The sequence below is a fragment of the Candidatus Nitrotoga sp. AM1P genome (assembly GCF_013168275.1).
Lineage (GTDB): Bacteria > Pseudomonadota > Gammaproteobacteria > Burkholderiales > Gallionellaceae > Nitrotoga.
This window is the reverse complement of record NZ_AP019547.1, coordinates 2,325,353-2,344,408: the sequence shown is the minus strand read 5'-3', so window position 1 is coordinate 2,344,408 and position 19,056 is coordinate 2,325,353. Positions and strand designations below refer to the sequence as shown.

Below are 19,056 nucleotides of genomic sequence, written 5' to 3'. Positions count from 1 at the left end.
ATGACACTGACCGCACTCACCGCAATCTCTCCATTGGATGGCCGCTACCACGGCCAGATAAATCCTTTGCGCACTTATTACAGCGAATTTGGCCTGATTTACTATCGAGTTCTGATCGAAATCGAATGGCTCAAAGCGCTCAGTTTAGAGGTTGGAATTCCTGAAATCGAACCGTTTTCCGTCACAACCCTTGAATATTTAGATCAACTAGTCGCGCAGTTTAGTGAAACTGATGCCGAACAAATCAAAATCATAGAAAAACGTACAAATCATGATGTAAAAGCGATCGAATACTGGTTACGTGAAAAACTTTCAGATAACCCGGAAACAAGTAGCAAGCTAGAGTTTATCCACTTTGCTTGTACTTCAGAAGATATTAACAACCTAAGCCACGCACTGATGTTATTGAATGGGCGCAACGAAGTTATGCTGCCAACTTTAGATACGCTTATCAACTGCCTACGCGACCTTGCTCATCAACTGGCAGACCTGCCTATGCTATGCCGCACTCATGGACAAACGGCCACGCCGAGCACACTCGGCAAGGAAATGGCCAATGTAGTACATCGCCTACAACGTGCACGTACACGTTTGGCCAGCGTAGAAATACTAGGGAAAATCAATGGCGCTGTAGGTAACTACAATTCTCATGTGACGTCTTATCCTGAGGTGGATTGGGAATCTTTCGCACAACGCTTTGTCATGGCTCGTGGAATTACTTTCAACCCATATACCATTCAAATCGAACCTCACGATTACATGGCCGAATTATTTGATGCCTACGCGCGTACCAACTCCATCCTGATCGATCTCAACCGTGACCTTTGGGGCTACATTTCACTCGGCTATTTCAAACAAAAAATGGTAGCAGGCGAGGTCGGCTCCTCCACTATGCCACATAAAATTAATCCAATAGATTTTGAAAATTCAGAAGGTAACCTAGGTTTAGCGAACGCCCTGCTTCGCCATCTTTCCGAGAAACTACCAATATCGCGCTGGCAGCGTGATTTAACCGATTCAACCACACTACGCAACATGGGCGTGGTGCTGGGTTACACATTGCTGGCTTATAAGTCTTGCCTAAAGGGATTGAATAAACTAGAAGTAAATCCGCAACGCATCGCGGAAGATTTGAACAATAGCTGGGAAGTATTAGCTGAACCAATCCAAACTGTAATGCGGCGCTACAACATCGAAAACGCCTATGATAAACTTAAAAAACTAACACGCGGCAAAGGCGGCATCAACCGCGACAGCCTGCATGCCTTCATCCATACCTTAAGTATTCCAGAAACAGAAAAACAACGCTTGTACATATTAACACCAGCCACCTATACAGGTAAAGCCAGTGAATTAGCTAAGCGTATCTGAGGAGAGGGTTTTTCACTAAATCCTTATCACTCTCAAAACGAAAGCTTTTGATAGACTAAAACGACAAAGCCCTCACTGGGAGGGCTTTGTTGTTTGTAAGGAGTCTGACGATGACCTACTTTCACATACGTATGTACACTATCATCGGCGCAAAGTCGTTTCACTGTCCTGTTCGAGATGGGAAGGAGTGGGACCAACTTGCTATGGTCGTCAGACATAACTGTCGACTAACTGGCTATCTGATTAAACAGATAATCAATCAGCCATCAACTGGAAGAAGTAATTGGTTTTGATTGCAACGCTACTTGTAATATTTAATGTTATAGGGTCAAGCCTCACGGGCAATTAGTATCAGTTAGCTTAACGCATTACTGCGCTTCCACACCTGACCTATCAACGTGGTGGTCTTCCACGACCCTTCAGGGGGATCAAGTCCCCAGGGAAATCTCATCTTAAGGCGAGTTTCCCGCTTAGATGCTTTCAGCGGTTATCTCTTCCGGATTTAGCTACCCGGCAATACGACTGGCGTCATAACCGGTACACCAGAGATCCGTCCACTCCGGTCCTCTCGTACTAGGAGCAGGTCCCTTCAAATTTCCAGCGCCCACGGCAGATAGGGACCAAACTGTCTCACGACGTTTTAAACCCAGCTCACGTACCACTTTAAATGGCGAACAGCCATACCCTTGGGACCGACTACAGCCCCAGGATGTGATGAGCCGACATCGAGGTGCCAAACTCCCCCGTCGATATGAACTCTTGGGAGGAATCAGCCTGTTATCCCCAGCGTACCTTTTATCCGTTGAGCGATGGCCCTTCCATACAGAACCACCGGATCACTATGACCTGCTTTCGCACCTGCTCGACTTGTCAGTCTCGCAGTCAAGCATCCTTTTGCCATTGCACTATCAGTACGATGTCCGACCGTACCTAGGATACCTTCGTACTCCTCCGTTACTCTTTGGGAGGAGACCGCCCCAGTCAAACTGCCTACCATGCAATGTCCCCGATCCGGATTACGGACCTAGGTTAGAACCTCAAACACATCAGGGTGGTATTTCAAGGTTGGCTCCACGACGTCTGGCGACACCGCTTCAAAGCCTCCCACCTATCCTACACAGATCTGTTCAAAGTCCAATGCAAAGCTACAGTAAAGGTGCATGGGGTCTTTCCGTCTAGCCGCGGGTAGATTGCATCTTCACAAACATTTCAACTTCGCTGAGTCTCGGGTGGAGACAGTGTGGCCATCGTTACTCCATTCGTGCAGGTCGGAACTTACCCGACAAGGAATTTCGCTACCTTAGGACCGTTATAGTTACGGCCGCCGTTTACCGGGGCTTCAATCAAGAGCTTGCACCCCATCATTTAACCTTCCGGCACCGGGCAGGAGTCACACTCTATACGTCCACTTTCGTGTTTGCAGAGTGCTGTGTTTTTATTAAACAGTCGCAGCCACCATTTCACTGCAACCCCATCGAGCTTCGGACGCGAAGTCCTACACTCTACCGGGGCGCACCTTCTCCCGAAGTTACGGTGCAAATTTGCCGAGTTCCTTCACCCGAGTTCTCTCAAGCGCCTTAGAATTCTCATCCTGCCCACCTGTGTCGGTTTGCGGTACGGTCTCTATACAACTGAAGCTTAGTGGCTTTTCTTGGAAGCTTGGTATCAGCAACTTCGCGCCAAAATGGCACTCGTCATCACGTCTCAGAATTGACCTCCCGGATTTACCTAAGAGATCTCCCTACACGCTTAAACCAAGACGTCCAACACTTGGCTTGCCTAACCTTCTCCGTCCCCACATCGCATTGTATTGAGGTACAGGAATATTAACCTGTTTCCCATCGACTACGCATTTCTGCCTCGCCTTAGGGGCCGACTCACCCTGCGTCGATGAACGTTGCACAGGAAACCTTGGGCTTTCGGCGAGGGAGCCTTTCACTCCCTTTATCGCTACTCATGTCAGCATTCGCACTTCTGATACCTCCAACAGCCTTCTCAAGCTGCCTTCGCAGGCCTACAGAACGCTCTCCTACCATATGTACAAGTACATATCCGCGATTTCGGTGCATAGTTTGAGCCCCGTTACATCTTCCGCGCAGGACGACTCGATCAGTGAGCTATTACGCTTTCTTTAAATGATGGCTGCTTCTAAGCCAACATCCTGACTGTTTTAGCCTTCCCACTTCGTTTTCCACTTAACTATGTCTTGGGGACCTTAATCGGCGGTCTGGGTTGTTTCCCTTTCGACACCGGACGTTAGCACCCGATGCTCTGTCTCCCATGCTCGCACTTCTCGGTATTCGGAGTTTGCAATGGTTTGGTAATCAGCAATAGACCCCTAGCCATGACAGTGCTCTACCCCCGAGAGTGATACATGAGGCACTACCTAAATAGTTTTCGGAGAGAACCAGCTATTTCCAAGTTTGTTTAGCCTTTCACCCCTATCCACAGCTCATCCCCTAATTTTTCAACATTAGTGGGTTCGGACCTCCAGTGAGTGTTACCCCACCTTCATCCTGGCCATGGATAGATCACTTGGTTTCGGGTCTACACCCAGCAACTATCGCCCTTATCAGACTCGCTTTCGCTGCGCCTCCCCTATTCGGTTAAGCTCGCTACTGAATGTAAGTCGCTGACCCATTATACAAAAGGTACGCAGTCACGGAACAAGTCCGCTCCCACTGTTTGTATGCATGCGGTTTCAGGATCTATTTCACTCCCCTTCCGGGGTTCTTTTCGCCTTTCCCTCACGGTACTGGTTCACTATCGGTCGATTACGAGTATTTAGCCTTGGAGGATGGTCCCCCCATATTCAGACAGGATTTCTCGTGTCCCGCCCTACTTGTTCCAACCCTATTTCCACTCCTGAATTTTCGCGTACGGGGCTATCACCCACTATGGCCAGACTTTCCAGACTGTTCCACTAATTCAGAAGCTAAAGGTTGCAGGCTCCTCCGATTTCGCTCGCCACTACTCTCGGAATCTCGGTTGATTTCTTTTCCTCCGGCTACTTAGATGTTTCAGTTCACCGGGTTCGCTCTACCTGACCTATGTATTCAGTCAGGAGTGACCCTTGCGGGCCGGGTTTCCCCATTCAGATATCTACGGATCAAAGCTTTATTGCCAGCTCCCCGTAGCTTTTCGCAGGCTTACACGTCTTTCGTCGCCTGTAATCGCCAAGGCATCCACCACATGCACTTATTCGCTTGACCCTATAACATTAAACCCTCAGTCTTTTAGAGACCAAGGTTTTTCGTTACAAGTTTTTTTGTCTTGCGTTTGTGACCGCTTCCATCCGACTTGAATGGTTACGGTTTGATACAATCAAAACCCAAGTTTTTCATACACACGCATTAACAGGTTGCCCCATTAACGCTTGTGCGTGAATCACTTTTTTACTTCTTCCAGATTTTTAAAGAACTACAAAAAACTACTATTAGCAAAAGCCAATATCAAAACAAATAGCTTGGATATAGGTTCTCACTTGTAACGTTGTAAATATTACAATAAATGGTGGAGGATGACGGGATCGAACCGACGACCCCCTGCTTGCAAAGCAGGTGCTCTCCCAGCTGAGCTAATCCCCCGCTAAACTTTGACAGCTTGCGCAACTCTACGTTGCTCGGCAAATCGTGTACATCTGTACACATCGCAGCCTCGCTGCCTTGATTTGCTTGGCTTTCAAATTTTGCCGAATAATTCTTTCAAATTACCAGGCAAAACTGGTGGGTCTGGTAGGACTCGAACCTACGACCCCTGCGTTATCAACACAATGCTCTAACCAGCTGAGCTACAGACCCAAATACAGCCCGTAGCCGGTAGAGTGTAGCAACGTCAACTGCTACCAGCTACTCGCTACTAGCTTTATAGACAACCGATGAGTGTGGATACGTACGCCAAGGCTTCTCTAGAAAGGAGGTGATCCAGCCGCACCTTCCGATACGGCTACCTTGTTACGACTTCACCCCAGTCACGAACCCTACCGTGGCAACCGCCCTCCTTACGGTTAGGCTAGCTGCTTCTGGTAGAACCCGCTCCCATGGTGTGACGGGCGGTGTGTACAAGACCCGGGAACGTATTCACCGCGACATGCTGATCCGCGATTACTAGCGATTCCGACTTCATGGAGTCGAGTTGCAGACTCCAATCCGGACTACGATCGGCTTTCTGAGATTAGCTCCCCCTCGCGGGTTGGCAACCCTCTGTACCGACCATTGTATTACGTGTGAAGCCCTACCCATAAGGGCCATGAGGACTTGACGTCATCCCCACCTTCCTCCGGTTTGTCACCGGCAGTCTCATTAAAGTGCCCAACTAAATGATGGCAATTAATGACAAGGGTTGCGCTCGTTGCGGGACTTAACCCAACATCTCACGACACGAGCTGACGACAGCCATGCAGCACCTGTGTCCAGGCTCCCTTTCGGGCACCAAGCCATCTCTGGCAAGTTCCTGGCATGTCAAGGGTAGGTAAGGTTTTTCGCGTTGCATCGAATTAATCCACATAATCCACCGCTTGTGCGGGTCCCCGTCAATTCCTTTGAGTTTTAATCTTGCGACCGTACTCCCCAGGCGGTCAACTTCACGCGTTAGCTGCGGTACTAAGGAAGTCTCCTCCCCCAACACCTAGTTGACATCGTTTAGGGCGTGGACTACCAGGGTATCTAATCCTGTTTGCTCCCCACGCTTTCGTGCATGAGCGTCAGTATCGACCCAGGGGGCTGCCTTCGCCATCGGTATTCCTCCACATATCTACGCATTTCACTGCTACACGTGGAATTCTACCCCCCTCTGCCGTACTCTAGCCTTGCAGTCACAAATGCAGTTCCCAGGTTAAGCCCGGGGATTTCACATCTGTCTTACAAAACCGCCTGCGCACGCTTTACGCCCAGTAATTCCGATTAACGCTCGCACCCTACGTATTACCGCGGCTGCTGGCACGTAGTTAGCCGGTGCTTCTTCTTCCGGTACCGTCATCCACACAGGGTATTAACCCGTGCGTTTTCTTTCCGGCTGAAAGAGCTTTACAACCCGAAGGCCTTCTTCACTCACGCGGCATGGCTGGATCAGGCTTGCGCCCATTGTCCAAAATTCCCCACTGCTGCCTCCCGTAGGAGTCTGGACCGTGTCTCAGTTCCAGTGTGGCTGGTCGTCCTCTCAGACCAGCTACGGATCGTCGCCTAGGTGAGCCTTTACCTCACCTACTAGCTAATCCGATATCGGCCGCTCCGAAAACGCGAGGTTCTTACGAATCCCCCGCTTTCCCCCTTAGGGCATATGCGGTATTAGCGTAACTTTCGCTACGTTATCCCCCATTTCCGGGTACGTTCCGATATATTACTCACCCGTTCGCCACTCGCCACCAGGGTTGCCCCCGTGCTGCCGTTCGACTTGCATGTGTAAAGCATGCCGCCAGCGTTCAATCTGAGCCAGGATCAAACTCTTCAGTTCAATCTCTATGCTTTTTTGATCTACCCTCTCAGGTAAATCGATCTCACTCAAAGCGAATCAATATTTCATTTTTTTCAACTTCGTGTGAGGTACTGCTTTTATGTCTTGAGTCATGACAGCCATGCGAACTAATTCGCATATCTACCAATACCTCAGCGCATGTACCCACACTCGTCGGTTGTCTGTAAACTTTTAAAGAACGGGCTGCCGTAGCAACGAGAGGGGCGCATTATACAGAGCAAATAACGATGGTCAAGCATTTTGTTGTCTAGCACGTAAATATACTTTTCAGGCTTGTAATACATGGATTCATAATTTATCCGGATAACATAGATTACGAGTGGATATTAAAACGCATTGACGGCCCATACAGCTGCATTGCACTTCGATCAGACCTCTGCTCAGCGACATAAACTCATCTGGAAGTTCTATCGTTTTTGTGCCATGATTAACTGTAGTTTCCTGAGCTGAAGGTTGGTTCTGCAATAACGGACAGCAATATATGCAGATATTTTTACATTATTTAAAAACTGACAAACCAGAGATCCTGGCTTTTTTGAATTAAATTAAGAATGAAATAAGAATGAAAATTTTACATAGCAAAGATTACATAGCAAATAAATGTGGCGTATTCACAGAAGTCGCTAATGATATATATTCGACCCCTTTTTGGACGCCTGAATATTGTGCAGATCTTATTAAAGAGCTAGATTCAAGACCTGAATTGTTTTATGCGCACAATCCAGATGGATATTCCGCTTCTGAACTTAACCTTCATAATTTAAGCAGAGTATTTTCAATAGATATTTGCAAGCAAATCATGGGTAAATGTCTGCCTTCTCTCCTTTATGTATTTCCACTGTTGAATATTCTAGGATTCACTTCTCCTTATTTTGTACGTTATGGGCCAAATGATGTAAAGAATATGAAGCTACATCATGACGTCTCTATGGTGTCAATGCTTGTAAAGCTTAATGATGATTTTACTGGGGGCGACCTTGTTTTTCCTCGACAAGATTACAACAACAAAAATCTTCCCGCTGGACATGCTCTTTTTTGGCCGGGACAGGTTACGCACCCTCATCAAGTTCTTGACGTAACATCTGGAACAAAATTCTCATTAACTGTTTGGGCATGGCCTGTTCCATGGTCTTCTGAATATGGAATTTCAGTTGAGGATTTAAAATAACGCGGATTCAATTTCGAAGTTCATCTCTTAACTGCTGGCTGCTTGACGTTCCATAAATTCTAGTTTGATCTTGTCAGATCCAATTCAATTCCGGTAAGCGGCCACTGTGGCTTACCGGTTTCTTTCAAATTACCCTCTCTACACCACTTTTACCCAGTTCGCTCAAATCAAAAGCGGCAACTTCGCGCTTACTCCTAACCGACCCTTGAGCCGACCGTCTTGAGAATCGGCGTTCGGTCAATTTACGCAAGAAGTAAACACGCTTGGGCAGACTTTACTCAACCCGCCCGCCGGATCAGCGCGCAATTCAGGCCGGTTCAATATGTCGAGCACCTGCGGGAAATACCTCGATCTATCCGGTGGGCGCCCCCAGAAGATGTAGTTGGCTTTAAGGCGATCGCGCGCAAAGCTGTAGAGCTGATCCACGCGAGGCGCTTCATCAGCTGAACCACCATACTGTGCGGCGATGTAATTACCCCCCCGCCACCATGGGCGCCAAGGGCACTATGCCGGAAAACTTGGGGTAATAGTTGTAAACACCACCGGACCGATTCAAACCGCGATCACTCACAAAAACATCAGGTCCGCCCAAGCCGGGGCCCATTATCCTGAACCGGCTGGTGAGCAGGCCAAGTTTTCTAACGGGGTAATTGGTGAATTGAATCGTCACGGTATTAGGAAAACTGGTCCGCAATTGCGCGTGCAGCTTGAGCAGATTGTCAAAAAAAGCGTCTTCCTGCTGGGGCGTCGTGGATTCTTCGGATAGGCCCATGGCGGTTTCCTGTAGCCCTAACGCCTCAAATTGAAGGTGCGTATTAAAGCGTTTGTCCAAAGCGACCAACAACGCGGACAGGCGTTCGCAGACCTGCGGGTTCCACAACTTCAAATTGCTACCGCGCCGCTCGGTCCGGCTTTGGCCATTCATCACCCCCGCGCCTGCCGGGAACTTAAACACCGCCCCTTCGAACTGCGGATCATTGAGCACATAGTCGGGCACGATAGAGGCTTCATTGGGATAACCGAAGCTTTTAGTTTCCACCAACAAGATTAATTGCTTATGGTGCGTGGCCAGTTCGCTCAAATGCTTTTCTATCACGCTGAAATCATAGTTGCCCCTGGTAGGCTCGAGTTCAGTCCAAGTGAAACGAAGCAACACACCGCGCAACGCAGGGGTGGCATCAAGATCGGCATACAAATCTTTAAGGTACACTGGCTTGTTGTTTTGCTTTTTGCCCACTGCCGCATAGTGGCCAGGGTGCTATTTGACTGCGCCCGGCGCCAACGACGAGGTGGAAACCGAAGTCGCCGCTCCTTCAACTCCCTGTGCCAACGTCAGACCCAGCCCCATGCACAGAGTGACACTAAGCACAACAAATAACTTCCGCCAACAAACGTTTTTCATGGGCAACTCTTTCAGAGTTAGAGCGGAATTTAGAGGGCAACCCGCGTTATAAGGTTCCACTGGCCCGGTGACTGGGCTATGCCTTGCGCTTCATTTAACACCTCCGATTCAAGTTTAACCAAACATTGGTGCCCAATTTTTCAACTTACCTCAGCTTCAGCATAATTGAAGAAAACTGGTCTAATGAACAAGCTGGGTTAAAAAACCAGCTGGGAAAATAATCGATCTAATTAGCAATATTTGCGGCCAACAAAATACTGATAAATAAAAAACCTTATGCTTTTTAAAGAATGAAACAATTATATTTGAGGTAAAATAAAAAGTTATCTCAAACCACATGTAAGTACATTATGCTCTATAAATAATGATTTACATTTTTACCGCTATTTAAATATATCAAAAATACCCGCATAAATTTGCAAGCCCCATTTAGTTTTACAAGTGAGTGTTTATTTACCCCAATTAATAATGAACATATAAGAATCTGCTCAACATGACCTTAAATGAAACAATTGAAACAATAGACGTGATCAAACGTGGTTGCGACGAGTTGCTGTTGGAAACTGAATTAAATCAAAAATTGGTACTAGGTCGTCCTTTACGCATCAAAGCCGGGTTTGATCCAACCGCACCGGATTTGCATCTTGGACATACTGTATTGCTCAACAAAATGCGGCAGTTACAGGAGCTTGGTCACCATGCGCTATTTTTGATTGGCGATTTTACCGGCATGATAGGCGATCCGACTGGCAAAAATATGACCCGCCCCCCGCTATCACGCGAACAAGTATTAGAAAATGCGCAAAGTTACCGTGAGCAAGTATTCAAGGTACTGAATCCGGATAAAACCGAAATTGTTTTTAATTCTACTTGGATGGACAAATTTAGTGCGGCTGACTTAATTAAGCTAGCAGCTACCCATACTGTTGCGCGTATGCTGGAGCGCGATGATTTCGGCAAACGCTACAAGAACAATCAAGCAATCGCCATCCATGAATTTATTTATCCCTTGATACAGGGTTACGATTCTGTGGCGCTTAAAGCTGACCTGGAATTAGGTGGTTCAGATCAGAAATTCAATCTGCTCATGGGACGCGAGTTGCAAAAACATTACGGCCAATCTCCACAGTGCGTGCTTACCATGCCATTATTGTTAGGGTTGGATGGAGTAAACAAGATGTCTAAATCCCTTGGTAATTATATCGGCATCAACGAATCGCCTCAGGAAATGTTTGGCAAATTAATGTCTGTTTCAGACAACTTGATGTGGCGTTATCTGGAGTTGCTGTCATTTGAGTCTATGAGTACCATTACCAAATGGCGTGCAGAGGTAGAACAAGAACGTAATCCGCGCGATATTAAAGTGTTGCTGGCGCAAGAAATAGTTACGCGCTTCCATAACCGAGCCGCAGCCGAAAAAGCGCTAGCTGAATTCGAGGCTCGTTTCAAACAAGGTGTGCTGCCGGAAGACATGCCGGAGATAACGGTTTCCGCTAGTACTGGGATTATCGGTATTACTCAATTACTCAAGCAGGCCGGACTGGTAGAAAGTACATCGGAAGCCCTGCGTATGATTACTCAGGGAGCAGTAAAGCTGGATGGCGAACGGGTAATCGACAAAACCCTGCAACTACAAACGGGGGGAATGGTGGTGGCTCAGGTAGGCAAGCGCAAATTTGCGCGAGTAACGATAAATTAGACTGAGTTAGGTATTTGAAATTTTAGTTTCAGTTTGATTTAGCCTGCCTGCGTTCAATGCTGATGCCCACCATGCGACTGTCACGTATGGCATTTAATTTGGCAACGCTAACTTTGACCCATGGCACGTTGAAATCAATAAGCAGAATCTGGGCAATGCGTTCGGCCAGTGCTTCTAGCAGGTTGAAGTGGTGGTTACTTAGCGCGCTTTGGATGTGACGCACAATTTCGGAGTAATCAAGTGCATCGTGTATATCGTCACTCTGACAGGCGCGAGCATTTGGCAAGGCAATCTCCATATCTAGCTGCAAAGTTTGCGGAACACGCTTCTCCCATTCGTATACACCAATGAGCGTTTCAACTTTGAGTTCGCGTAGAAAAATAATATCCATGAAAAAGCTATTTGAGTTTGATTGGCTTGCGTCTGCTTGTTTTAACAAATTCAAAAAAAGAGTTTGCCACTAGCGCATTTTAAGGTATTTCAAATGAAAATCTTGGGTTTTATTGTGTGTGCTTATTTATTGGGTTCAATTTCTTTCGCGGTGATAATGAGCCGATTATTTGCATTACCCGATCCACGCACTTACGGTTCGCATAACCCGGGTGCGACCAATGTGCTGCGTAGTGGCAATAAATGGGCTGCAATATTGACATTATTAGGTGATGCAGCGAAGGGCTGGCTGGCAGTGTGGGTGGTTCAACATTTTGAGCCACAGGATGGCAATTCGCTGCTGGTTGCAGCAGTGGCGCTTGCGGTATTTCTTGGCCACCTTTTTCCTATATTCCTGCGCTTCAAAGGCGGCAAGGGCGTGGCTACTGCATTAGGTGTACTGCTGGCGCTTAATGTGTGGTTAGGATTGGCGGTATTGGCAACTTGGATATTGGTGGCATTGGTATTCCGCCTATCGTCACTGGCAGCATTACTGGCGGCCGTAGGTGCGCCTATCTATGCTATGGCATTGGCCTTGCCGTCTGAGTACGTATTCACGTTGGTGGGGATCTCATTATTGTTGTTCTGGCGCCACAAGAGCAACATTCAGAATTTATTAGCAGGCAAAGAAAGCCGCATTGCTAAGAAGTAAGGACGGTCATTCGGAATAGTTGAATTGTTGCAAGTCCCAGCGCGGCCTGACATTGAAGCGGTAATCACTTTTCATCTCTTGCTCTTGCAGACGTAGGACTGCGGCAAAGGCAATCATGGCACCGTTATCAGTGCAAAATTCAAGATCAGGGTAGAACACACGAAAGCCGTTTTTGCTGGCCGCTTCGTTTAGTTGCGCACGAAGATGTTGATTTGCACCTACCCCGCCGGCGATCACTAGTTGATTAAGTCCAGTTTGTTTTAGTGCAGCCAACGACTTGGTAGTCAACACTTCCACGATTGCTTCTTGCGTTGCATAGGCAATGTCGGCCCGAGTTTGTTCATCTAGTGTGTGTTGACGAGTTAGGGTCAGTACTGCCGTCTTCAGCCCGCTGAAGCTGAAATCCAGATTGCCGCTATGTTGCATAGGGCGTGGCAAATGGAAATGACCGGGCCGACCTTGATTAGCCAGTTTAGCCAGCTCAGGGCCTCCTGGGTAGCAAAGTCCAAGAAGCTTGGCACTCTTATCGAAAGCTTCACCAGCGGCATCGTCCAATGTTTCCCCTAATAAAATATATTTACCCACGCCATCCACACGCATAAGTTGGGTATGCCCACCGGAAACCAATAGCGCGATGAAAGGAAATTTCAATGTGGAATCGGATAACAAAGGAGATAATAAATGTCCTTCCAGATGATGAATGCCAATGGCCGGAATATTCAATGAATACGCCAGCGAACAAGCGATACTTGCGCCTACTAATAGTGCACCAGACAAACCCGGGCCTTGGGTATACGCAATGGCGTTCAAATCTTGCAGGTGACATCCGGCTTCATCGGCGACCAAACGTATTAAGGGGAGCATGCGACGGATGTGATCACGTGACGCCAGCTCCGGCACTACGCCGCCGTATTCATTATGCATGGCCACTTGTGTATGCAGTGCATGCGCTAGCAATCCACGCTCGGCGTGATATATGGCGACACCGGTTTCATCGCACGAGCTTTCAATACCCAAAATCAGTTTCATAGTGACAGTTATTTATAATGAGGACATATTGTAGCGTTTGCGTGACCCCGTAATACCCGCCAGATTGCAAAAGATGTATAACTCCTGGCTCGAACTACCGAATTAATTATCTGAATCTTCATGTTTCGACTAGTACTTGAGGCTGGTACTTGACACTAGTACTTGAAAAAAGTCAGATAAAATTATTGCGAGATCGCTTCTGAATATTTGGGAGAACCGTTATTATCGCACCTATAGTGCATACAACACGTTGTTCGCTAACTTGGTTTTAAATTGAAGATGATGACCGCACATAAATTATCACTGTCAGTGCAATATGCGATCGAGGGAATAAATCTGCCCACACGTCAGCAGTTCCGCCGTTGGATAAAAACGGCTTTACAACGCGATGTGCAAATAGTGCTGCGTATCGTCGACGAAATAGAAGGGCGTGCGCTGAACAAAAAATTTCGCGGCAAGGATTACGCTACGAACGTACTTACGTTTGGATATACAGATACCGACTCGTTGCCTAATAATGCCGATTTACTCTATGGCGATATCGTAATTTGCACGCCAGTGATAGAACAGGAAGCGCGCGAGCAACACAAGGATTTGCGAGCTCACTACGCTCATCTCGCCATCCATGCTGCCCTGCATTTGCAAGGATATGACCACGAAAATGAACAGGATGCCGCTGTGATGGAAGCGTTTGAAACCAAGTTGCTGGCAAAATTAGGGTATGTTGATCCTTACAAAGTTGTAGAAAGCGAGGCTTGATTCAAAGCAGCTTAAAAAGCAAGCCACGAAGCGCAAACGTCCATACAGCTGTAATAGGTTTGTTCCCAGCCAACGTGATAAAATACACGCCTTTCCCTTTTCACTGACCTATTGGAAACCCGTCATGTTCTCTAGCAAAAACACTATTGCTCATACCGATCCCGAATTATGGACAGCAATCCAGGATGAAAATCGCCGACAGGAGGATCATATTGAATTGATCGCTTCAGAAAATTACACCAGCCCTGCAGTGATGGAAGCGCAGGGCAGCAAGCTGACTAACAAGTATGCCGAAGGGTATCCCGGAAAGCGCTACTACGGCGGCTGTGAATACGTAGACGTGGCGGAACAATTGGCAATTGATCGCGTAAAAGCTTTATTCGGTGCTGAGTATGCCAATGTACAGCCACATTCCGGCTCTCAAGCCAATCAAGCGGTATATCTGTCGGTGCTCAAACCGGGCGACACCATCCTCGGTATGTCGCTGGCGCATGGCGGCCATCTGACTCATGGCGCTTCTGTAAATCTGAGTGGCAAGTTGTATCACGCCATTGTTTACGGCCTCAACGAAAAAGAAGAGATTGACTACGACGCAGTGGAAAAACTGGCTCAGGAACATAAGCCCAAAATGATCGTTGCCGGTGCTTCCGCCTATGCGCTGGTGATCGACTGGAAGCGCTTCCGCGCCATCGCCGACAGCGTGGGAGCCTATTTGTTCGTGGACATGGCTCACTACGCCGGACTAGTGGCAGCGGGTTATTATCCCAACCCAGTGGGCATCGCTGATTTTGTCACCAGCACCACCCATAAGACTCTGCGCGGCCCACGTGGCGGTATTATTTTGGCTAAGGCGGAATTTGAAAAAGTCCTTAATTCCGCGATATTCCCTGGTGTACAGGGCGGCCCATTGATGCATGTAATCGCCGCCAAAGCCGTGGCGTTTAAAGAGGCGATGAGCAAGGAATTCAAGGAATACCAGAAACAGGTGATTGATAACGCCCGTGTGATGGCTAAGGTATTACAGGAACGCGGTCTGCGCATTGTGTCCGGGCATACCGACTGCCATATGTTCCTGGTGGATCTGCAATCCAAGCAAATCACCGGCAAAGACGCCGAGACGGCGCTAGGGCGTGCGCACATCACAGTGAACAAAAACGCCATCCCTAACGACCCACAAAAACCATTCGTTACCAGCGGTATTCGCATCGGTAGCCCGGCAATGACCACGCGCGGCTTTAAAGAATTAGAAGCGGAGAAACTGGCACACCTGATTGCGGATGTACTGAATGCACCGAATGATGATGCGGTAATTAACCGCGTAACTGCAGATGTGAAGCAGCTGTGCGCGAAATTTCCAGTATATGGTCACAATAACAAAAGAAGGAAAGAGGATTAAAAAAGCCGAGGTATGACGATTCTTTGTTTGTATCGTGATACCTCAATTTCCTGTTTTCGATTATCGTTTCCCGCTTTTCGTTCTTCAATCCTATGAAATGTCCTTTTTGCAAAGGCCCTGGCACCCAAGTGGTGGACACTCGCGAAAACGAAGAAGGTGATAGCATCCGCCGCCGCCGCCGCTGCCTATCTTGCGAAAAACGCTTCACCACCTATGAAACGGTCGAGTTGCGAATGCCGCAGGTGGTCAAACAGAACGGCATGCGCACTGAATTCGATGCAGAAAAGCTGAGCACAAGTTTTAATCGTGCGTTACACAAGCGCCCGGTTCCTACAGAGCTGGTGGATGCAGCCATAGATTATGTGACACAAAGAGTGTTCGCTCTCGGCGAACGTGAGATCGGCTCCCGGCAAATCGGTGAGATGGTCATGCAGGAATTGTTGAAGCTGGACAAGGTGGCCTACATTCGTTTCGCTTCGGTGTACAAGAGCTTCCAGGATGTGAGAGATTTTTCTGAGGCGGTCGAAGCGGTACGCAAAGCACCTGCAAAATACAAATCGCGAGCGAGTTAAACATGCTGTCCCCGCAAGATAGCTTGTGGATGGCTAAAGCGTTGCAGCTGGCAGAGCGTGGTCTGTATACCACCAGCCCCAATCCGAGAGTCGGCTGTGTGCTGGTACGCGACGACAAGATCGTGGGAGAGGGTTGGCACCAATATGCGGGCGAACCTCATGCGGAAGTACATGCATTGCGCGCAGCCGGAGAAGCGGCACGCGGTGCAACTGCTTACGTTACGCTGGAACCTTGCAGCCATCAGGGCAGAACGCCCCCTTGCGCCGATGCGTTGATTGATGCAGGTGTGACTCGCGTGATAGCAGCAATGCAAGATCCTAATCCGCAGGTGGCAGGACAAGGTATAGAAAAATTACGCGCTGCGGGTATCGAAGTTGAGTACGGATTAATGGAAATTGCGGCACGTGAATTAAACATTGGGTTTTTTTCACGTATGACGCGCGGCTTACCGTGGCTACGCAGCAAGATCGCCATGAGTCTGGATGGCCGTACCGCATTAAATAATGGCAGAAGCCAGTGGATTACCGGCGTAGCCGCACGGCAAGATGTGCAACACTGGCGCGGACGCTCTTGCGCGATTCTTACCGGCATCGGTACGGTGCTGGCTGATGATCCGCAGCTTAACGTGCGTGAGCTCAAATTGGGTGCCTCTGAGATAAAAGCCATACGTCAGCCATTGCGTGCGGTATTGGATAGCCAGCTGCAATTGCCGCTAACAGCACGTATCCTGTGTGATGGTAATGTGGTGATTTATACTGCCACACCCAATTTACAGAAAATAGCCTCATTCGAAAAACTGGATGCGCGCGTAGTCGTATTGCCGGATGTTTCGGGGCGTGTAGATCTAATTGCGATGCTACGCGATCTGGCTGCAAGCGACTGCAACGAAGTGCTGGTGGAAGCGGGTAGTATATTGAATGGCGCGCTGCTTCAAGCGGGACTGGTAGATGAATTAGTACTGTATGTAGCACCGCAGTTGCTCGGTGATAGGGCGCGTGGAATGGCGCAGCTGGGTGAATTAACGATGCTGTACCAGCGCATGGAACTGGAATGGCAGGATGTGCGTAATGTCGGTAAAGATTTACGTATCGTGGCACGAGTGAAGCATGCATAAATGAATATTTATTCGGGCATACATCACGTAAAAACTATCGCCCACAGCGATTATTTATTTTACTGAACAGGTAAGCAGAGCATCCCGATCATGAGTAATCAAAATATATATGCAATATTCTAGACAAATTTAATTGAGTTAATTATGCAAGCCAAACATCAACGGAAAGAATTGTTGGCCTACGTTAAGTTGCATGCATCCCACGAAATTAGAATGCACCATGTTTAGTGGCATCATCGCAGATGTAGGCATCATTGAATGCACGGAAGACCGTGATGGAGGCTTGAGTCTCTCCATAATCACTCGTGCGCTCGGCATGGAGGACGTGCAACTTGGCGACAGCATTGCTGTGAACGGCGTGTGTCTCACTGTCGTAAAAATTGAAGGTAATCGTTTCAGCGTCAATGTTTCGCGAGAGACATTGAATTGTACGGTCGGGTTGGTACAGGGTGTTCGTGTCAATCTGGAGAAAGCGCTGCGCTTGGCTGACCGGCTGGGCGGGCATCTGGTGAGTGGTCATGTGGATGGCGTGGGCGAAGTAGTGGAATTCACCGACCTGCAAGAAAGCTGGAAACTTAGCGTACGTGTGCCGCAATTATTAGCAAAATACATCGCGGTAAAAGGTTCCATCACACTCAATGGAGTGAGCCTGACAGTGAATCAGGTTGAAGATGATGTGTTCAGCGTGAATTTGATTCCGTACACATTAGAGGTAACCACGCTGAATGAATTGCGTGCTGGCGGTAAGGTCAACGTAGAAATTGACCTTATCGCGCGTTACGTTGAACGTATTATGCAGGCACGAGGTTAGGAAACATGACGGATATTGCACCGATACAAGACATTATTGCTGAAATCCGCGCCGGAAACATGGTGGTGCTGGTGGACGAAGAAGACCGTGAGAACGAAGGCGATCTATTGTTTGCCGCCGAATTCGTTACGCCTGAGAAAATAAATTTCATGGCCAAGCATGGCCGCGGACTAATTTGTCTTACATTGACCGACGCGCATTGCAAGCAACTTAACCTGCCATTAATGGTGCGCGACAATGGTTCTCCGCTGGGAACCAATTTCACGCTGTCCATTGAAGCGGCGAGCGGTGTGACAACGGGGATTTCTGCAACCGATCGTGCGCGCACCGTGCAGGTTTCCGTGAATAAAAATGCCAAGCCTGCTGACATCGTACAGCCGGGACATATTTTCCCACTGATGGCACAGAAGGGCGGTGTACTGGTGCGCGCTGGCCATACCGAAGCGGGTTGTGATTTGGCACAATTAGCGGGGCTAACCCCTGCCTCGGTTATCTGCGAAATCTTAAAAGATGATGGCGAAATGGCACGCTTGCCCGACCTGATAACCTTCGCGCAACTGCATGGCTTGAAAATCGGCACCATCGCCGACCTGATCGAACATCGTAGCCAGCATGAAAAATTGGTTGAGCGTGTGGCAAAACGTACCGTGCAAACTGCTTATGGCATGTTCGATCTAATCAGCTATGTGGACAAAACGACTCAGCGCACCCATCTGGCATTGGTTAAAGGTGACATCCAGCCGCAAATTGAAACGCTGGTGCGCGTGCATGAACCGCTATCAGTACTGGATTTTCTAGAGCAGACAAGTTTCACAAACTCAATCAGTGTGCATGATGCCATGCTGAAAATTAGTCTCTCATCCGCTGGGGTACTGGTGTTATTGCATCGCAACGAAACTTCGAGTGACTTGTTAGCACGTGCTGAAGCAATGCCTGAGGCCCACCATATTCCCCAGTGGGATTTGCGCAGTTACGGCATTGGAGCCCAGATTCTGCGCGATCTGAATGTCGGCAAAATGCGCCTGCTTGCTACCCCGCGCAAACTGCCGAGCATGGCGGGATTTGGTCTGGAAGTTGTTGGTTATGCACAACACGAATAAATCAGGGGTATCTCCAATTACCTGTCACATTACAAGCTCTTCCAGTCTTTCCTGACCAAGGTAAGTGGGGCGGGCTATCAG

14 protein-coding genes, 2 tRNA genes, 3 rRNA genes and 1 pseudogene are annotated in these 19,056 nt (G+C 48.2%); 10 read left to right on the top strand and 10 right to left on the bottom strand.

The window, feature by feature from the left end; translation table 11 throughout:
- Nucleotides 1-1,371, top strand: coding sequence for an adenylosuccinate lyase (gene purB, locus W01_RS10615; protein WP_173054514.1), 1,371 nt, complete (start codon nt 1-3; stop codon nt 1,369-1,371).
- 102 nt (nt 1,372-1,473) lie between these two features.
- Here purB and rrf read toward each other — a convergent pair.
- The 5 genes from rrf to W01_RS10590 form a co-directional block, all read right to left on the bottom strand.
- Nucleotides 1,474-1,586, bottom strand: a 5S ribosomal RNA gene (rrf, locus tag W01_RS10610).
- Nucleotides 1,587-1,695: 109 nt separating this feature from the next.
- A 23S ribosomal RNA gene (locus tag W01_RS10605) occupies nt 1,696-4,583 on the bottom strand.
- 299 nt (nt 4,584-4,882) lie between these two features.
- Nucleotides 4,883-4,958 (bottom strand) — tRNA-Ala (locus W01_RS10600).
- Between the two features lie 136 nt (nt 4,959-5,094).
- Nucleotides 5,095-5,171, bottom strand: a tRNA-Ile gene (locus W01_RS10595).
- A 111-nt stretch (nt 5,172-5,282) separates the two neighbouring features.
- Nucleotides 5,283-6,822, bottom strand: a 16S ribosomal RNA gene (locus W01_RS10590).
- The 16S, 23S and 5S rRNA genes sit together here with 2 tRNA genes alongside, the layout of an rRNA operon.
- Before the next feature lie 583 nt (nt 6,823-7,405).
- Between W01_RS10590 and W01_RS10585 the strand changes: the two genes are divergently transcribed.
- A complete protein-coding gene (locus tag W01_RS10585) occupies nt 7,406-8,011 on the top strand; it encodes a 2OG-Fe(II) oxygenase (protein ID WP_173054512.1) in 606 nt (201 codons plus the stop codon).
- Nucleotides 8,012-8,483: 472 nt separating this feature from the next.
- Here W01_RS10585 and W01_RS10580 read toward each other — a convergent pair whose 3' ends face one another.
- Nucleotides 8,484-9,248 carry a hypothetical protein gene (locus W01_RS10580; protein WP_173054510.1) on the bottom strand — a complete coding sequence of 255 codons (765 nt, stop codon included), beginning with the start codon at nt 9,246-9,248 and terminating at the stop codon, nt 8,484-8,486.
- A 21-nt stretch (nt 9,249-9,269) separates the two neighbouring features.
- On the bottom strand, nt 9,270-9,413 hold the full coding sequence (locus tag W01_RS10575) for a hypothetical protein (RefSeq protein WP_173054508.1): 144 nt from the start codon (nt 9,411-9,413) through the stop codon (nt 9,270-9,272).
- A 493-nt stretch (nt 9,414-9,906) separates the two neighbouring features.
- Between W01_RS10575 and tyrS the strand changes: the two genes are divergently transcribed.
- On the top strand, nt 9,907-11,112 hold the full coding sequence (gene tyrS / locus W01_RS10570) for a tyrosine--tRNA ligase (protein WP_173054506.1): 1,206 nt from the start codon (nt 9,907-9,909) through the stop codon (nt 11,110-11,112).
- A gap of 28 nt (nt 11,113-11,140) precedes the next feature.
- On the opposite strand, the gene folB is transcribed toward tyrS, so the two are convergent.
- Nucleotides 11,141-11,503: a dihydroneopterin aldolase gene (gene folB, locus W01_RS10565; RefSeq protein ID WP_173054504.1), complete on the bottom strand. Its 363-nt coding sequence runs from the start codon at nt 11,501-11,503 to the stop codon at nt 11,141-11,143.
- A gap of 93 nt (nt 11,504-11,596) precedes the next feature.
- On the opposite strand from folB, the gene plsY reads away from it, so the two are divergent.
- Nucleotides 11,597-12,193 carry a glycerol-3-phosphate 1-O-acyltransferase PlsY gene (plsY, locus tag W01_RS10560; protein ID WP_173054502.1) on the top strand — a complete coding sequence of 199 codons (597 nt, stop codon included), beginning with the start codon at nt 11,597-11,599 and terminating at the stop codon, nt 12,191-12,193.
- 6 nt (nt 12,194-12,199) lie between these two features.
- Here the strand turns inward: plsY and tsaD are convergent, their stop codons facing one another.
- Together tsaD and W01_RS14720 are read right to left on the bottom strand one after the other, a co-directional pair.
- A complete protein-coding gene (gene tsaD, locus W01_RS10555; protein WP_173054500.1) occupies nt 12,200-13,222 on the bottom strand; it encodes a tRNA (adenosine(37)-N6)-threonylcarbamoyltransferase complex transferase subunit TsaD in 1,023 nt (340 codons plus the stop codon).
- Between the two features lie 182 nt (nt 13,223-13,404).
- Nucleotides 13,405-13,479: pseudogene (locus W01_RS14720) on the bottom strand ((2Fe-2S)-binding protein); the annotation flags it as partial.
- Nucleotides 13,480-13,501: 22 nt separating this feature from the next.
- Between W01_RS14720 and ybeY the strand changes: the two are divergent.
- The 6 genes from ybeY to ribBA all read left to right on the top strand — a co-directional run bounded on the left by ybeY (nt 13,502) and on the right by ribBA (nt 18,975).
- Complete coding sequence (gene ybeY / locus W01_RS10550; protein ID WP_173054499.1) at nt 13,502-13,981, top strand: rRNA maturation RNase YbeY; 480 nt, start codon at nt 13,502-13,504, stop codon at nt 13,979-13,981.
- 124 nt (nt 13,982-14,105) lie between these two features.
- The gene (gene glyA, locus W01_RS10545; RefSeq protein WP_173054498.1) at nt 14,106-15,377 is read left to right on the top strand and encodes a serine hydroxymethyltransferase; all 1,272 of its coding nucleotides are present in this window, start codon (nt 14,106-14,108) and stop codon (nt 15,375-15,377) included.
- Nucleotides 15,378-15,469: 92 nt separating this feature from the next.
- Nucleotides 15,470-15,949: a transcriptional regulator NrdR gene (nrdR, locus tag W01_RS10540; RefSeq protein ID WP_173054497.1), complete on the top strand. Its 480-nt coding sequence runs from the start codon at nt 15,470-15,472 to the stop codon at nt 15,947-15,949.
- Nucleotides 15,950-15,951: 2 nt separating this feature from the next.
- Complete coding sequence (gene ribD, locus W01_RS10535; protein ID WP_173054496.1) at nt 15,952-17,064, top strand: bifunctional diaminohydroxyphosphoribosylaminopyrimidine deaminase/5-amino-6-(5-phosphoribosylamino)uracil reductase RibD; 1,113 nt, start codon at nt 15,952-15,954, stop codon at nt 17,062-17,064.
- A gap of 220 nt (nt 17,065-17,284) precedes the next feature.
- Nucleotides 17,285-17,875, top strand: a complete 591-nt coding sequence (locus W01_RS10530) for a riboflavin synthase (protein WP_173054495.1) — start codon at nt 17,285-17,287, stop codon at nt 17,873-17,875.
- Nucleotides 17,876-17,880: 5 nt separating this feature from the next.
- The gene (gene ribBA, locus W01_RS10525) at nt 17,881-18,975 is read left to right on the top strand and encodes a bifunctional 3,4-dihydroxy-2-butanone-4-phosphate synthase/GTP cyclohydrolase II (protein ID WP_173054494.1); all 1,095 of its coding nucleotides are present in this window, start codon (nt 17,881-17,883) and stop codon (nt 18,973-18,975) included.
- The last annotated feature ends 81 nt before the right edge of the window (nt 18,976-19,056 follow it).

Coding starts and splice junctions, on each gene's coding strand:
- W01_RS10575 (WP_173054508.1), bottom strand. CDS start 9,413: ATGAAAAACGTTTGTTGGCGGAAGTTATTTGTTGTGCTTAGTGTCACT.
- plsY (WP_173054502.1), top strand. CDS start 11,597: ATGAAAATCTTGGGTTTTATTGTGTGTGCTTATTTATTGGGTTCAATT.
- ybeY (WP_173054499.1), top strand. CDS start 13,502: ATGATGACCGCACATAAATTATCACTGTCAGTGCAATATGCGATCGAG.
- nrdR (WP_173054497.1), top strand. CDS start 15,470: ATGAAATGTCCTTTTTGCAAAGGCCCTGGCACCCAAGTGGTGGACACT.
- ribD (WP_173054496.1), top strand. CDS start 15,952: ATGCTGTCCCCGCAAGATAGCTTGTGGATGGCTAAAGCGTTGCAGCTG.
- W01_RS10530 (WP_173054495.1), top strand. CDS start 17,285: ATGTTTAGTGGCATCATCGCAGATGTAGGCATCATTGAATGCACGGAA.
- tyrS (WP_173054506.1), top strand. CDS start 9,907: ATGACCTTAAATGAAACAATTGAAACAATAGACGTGATCAAACGTGGT.
- purB (WP_173054514.1), top strand. CDS start 1: ATGACACTGACCGCACTCACCGCAATCTCTCCATTGGATGGCCGCTAC.
- folB (WP_173054504.1), bottom strand. CDS start 11,503: ATGGATATTATTTTTCTACGCGAACTCAAAGTTGAAACGCTCATTGGT.
- ribBA (WP_173054494.1), top strand. CDS start 17,881: ATGACGGATATTGCACCGATACAAGACATTATTGCTGAAATCCGCGCC.
- W01_RS10585 (WP_173054512.1), top strand. CDS start 7,406: ATGAAAATTTTACATAGCAAAGATTACATAGCAAATAAATGTGGCGTA.
- tsaD (WP_173054500.1), bottom strand. CDS start 13,222: ATGAAACTGATTTTGGGTATTGAAAGCTCGTGCGATGAAACCGGTGTC.
- glyA (WP_173054498.1), top strand. CDS start 14,106: ATGTTCTCTAGCAAAAACACTATTGCTCATACCGATCCCGAATTATGG.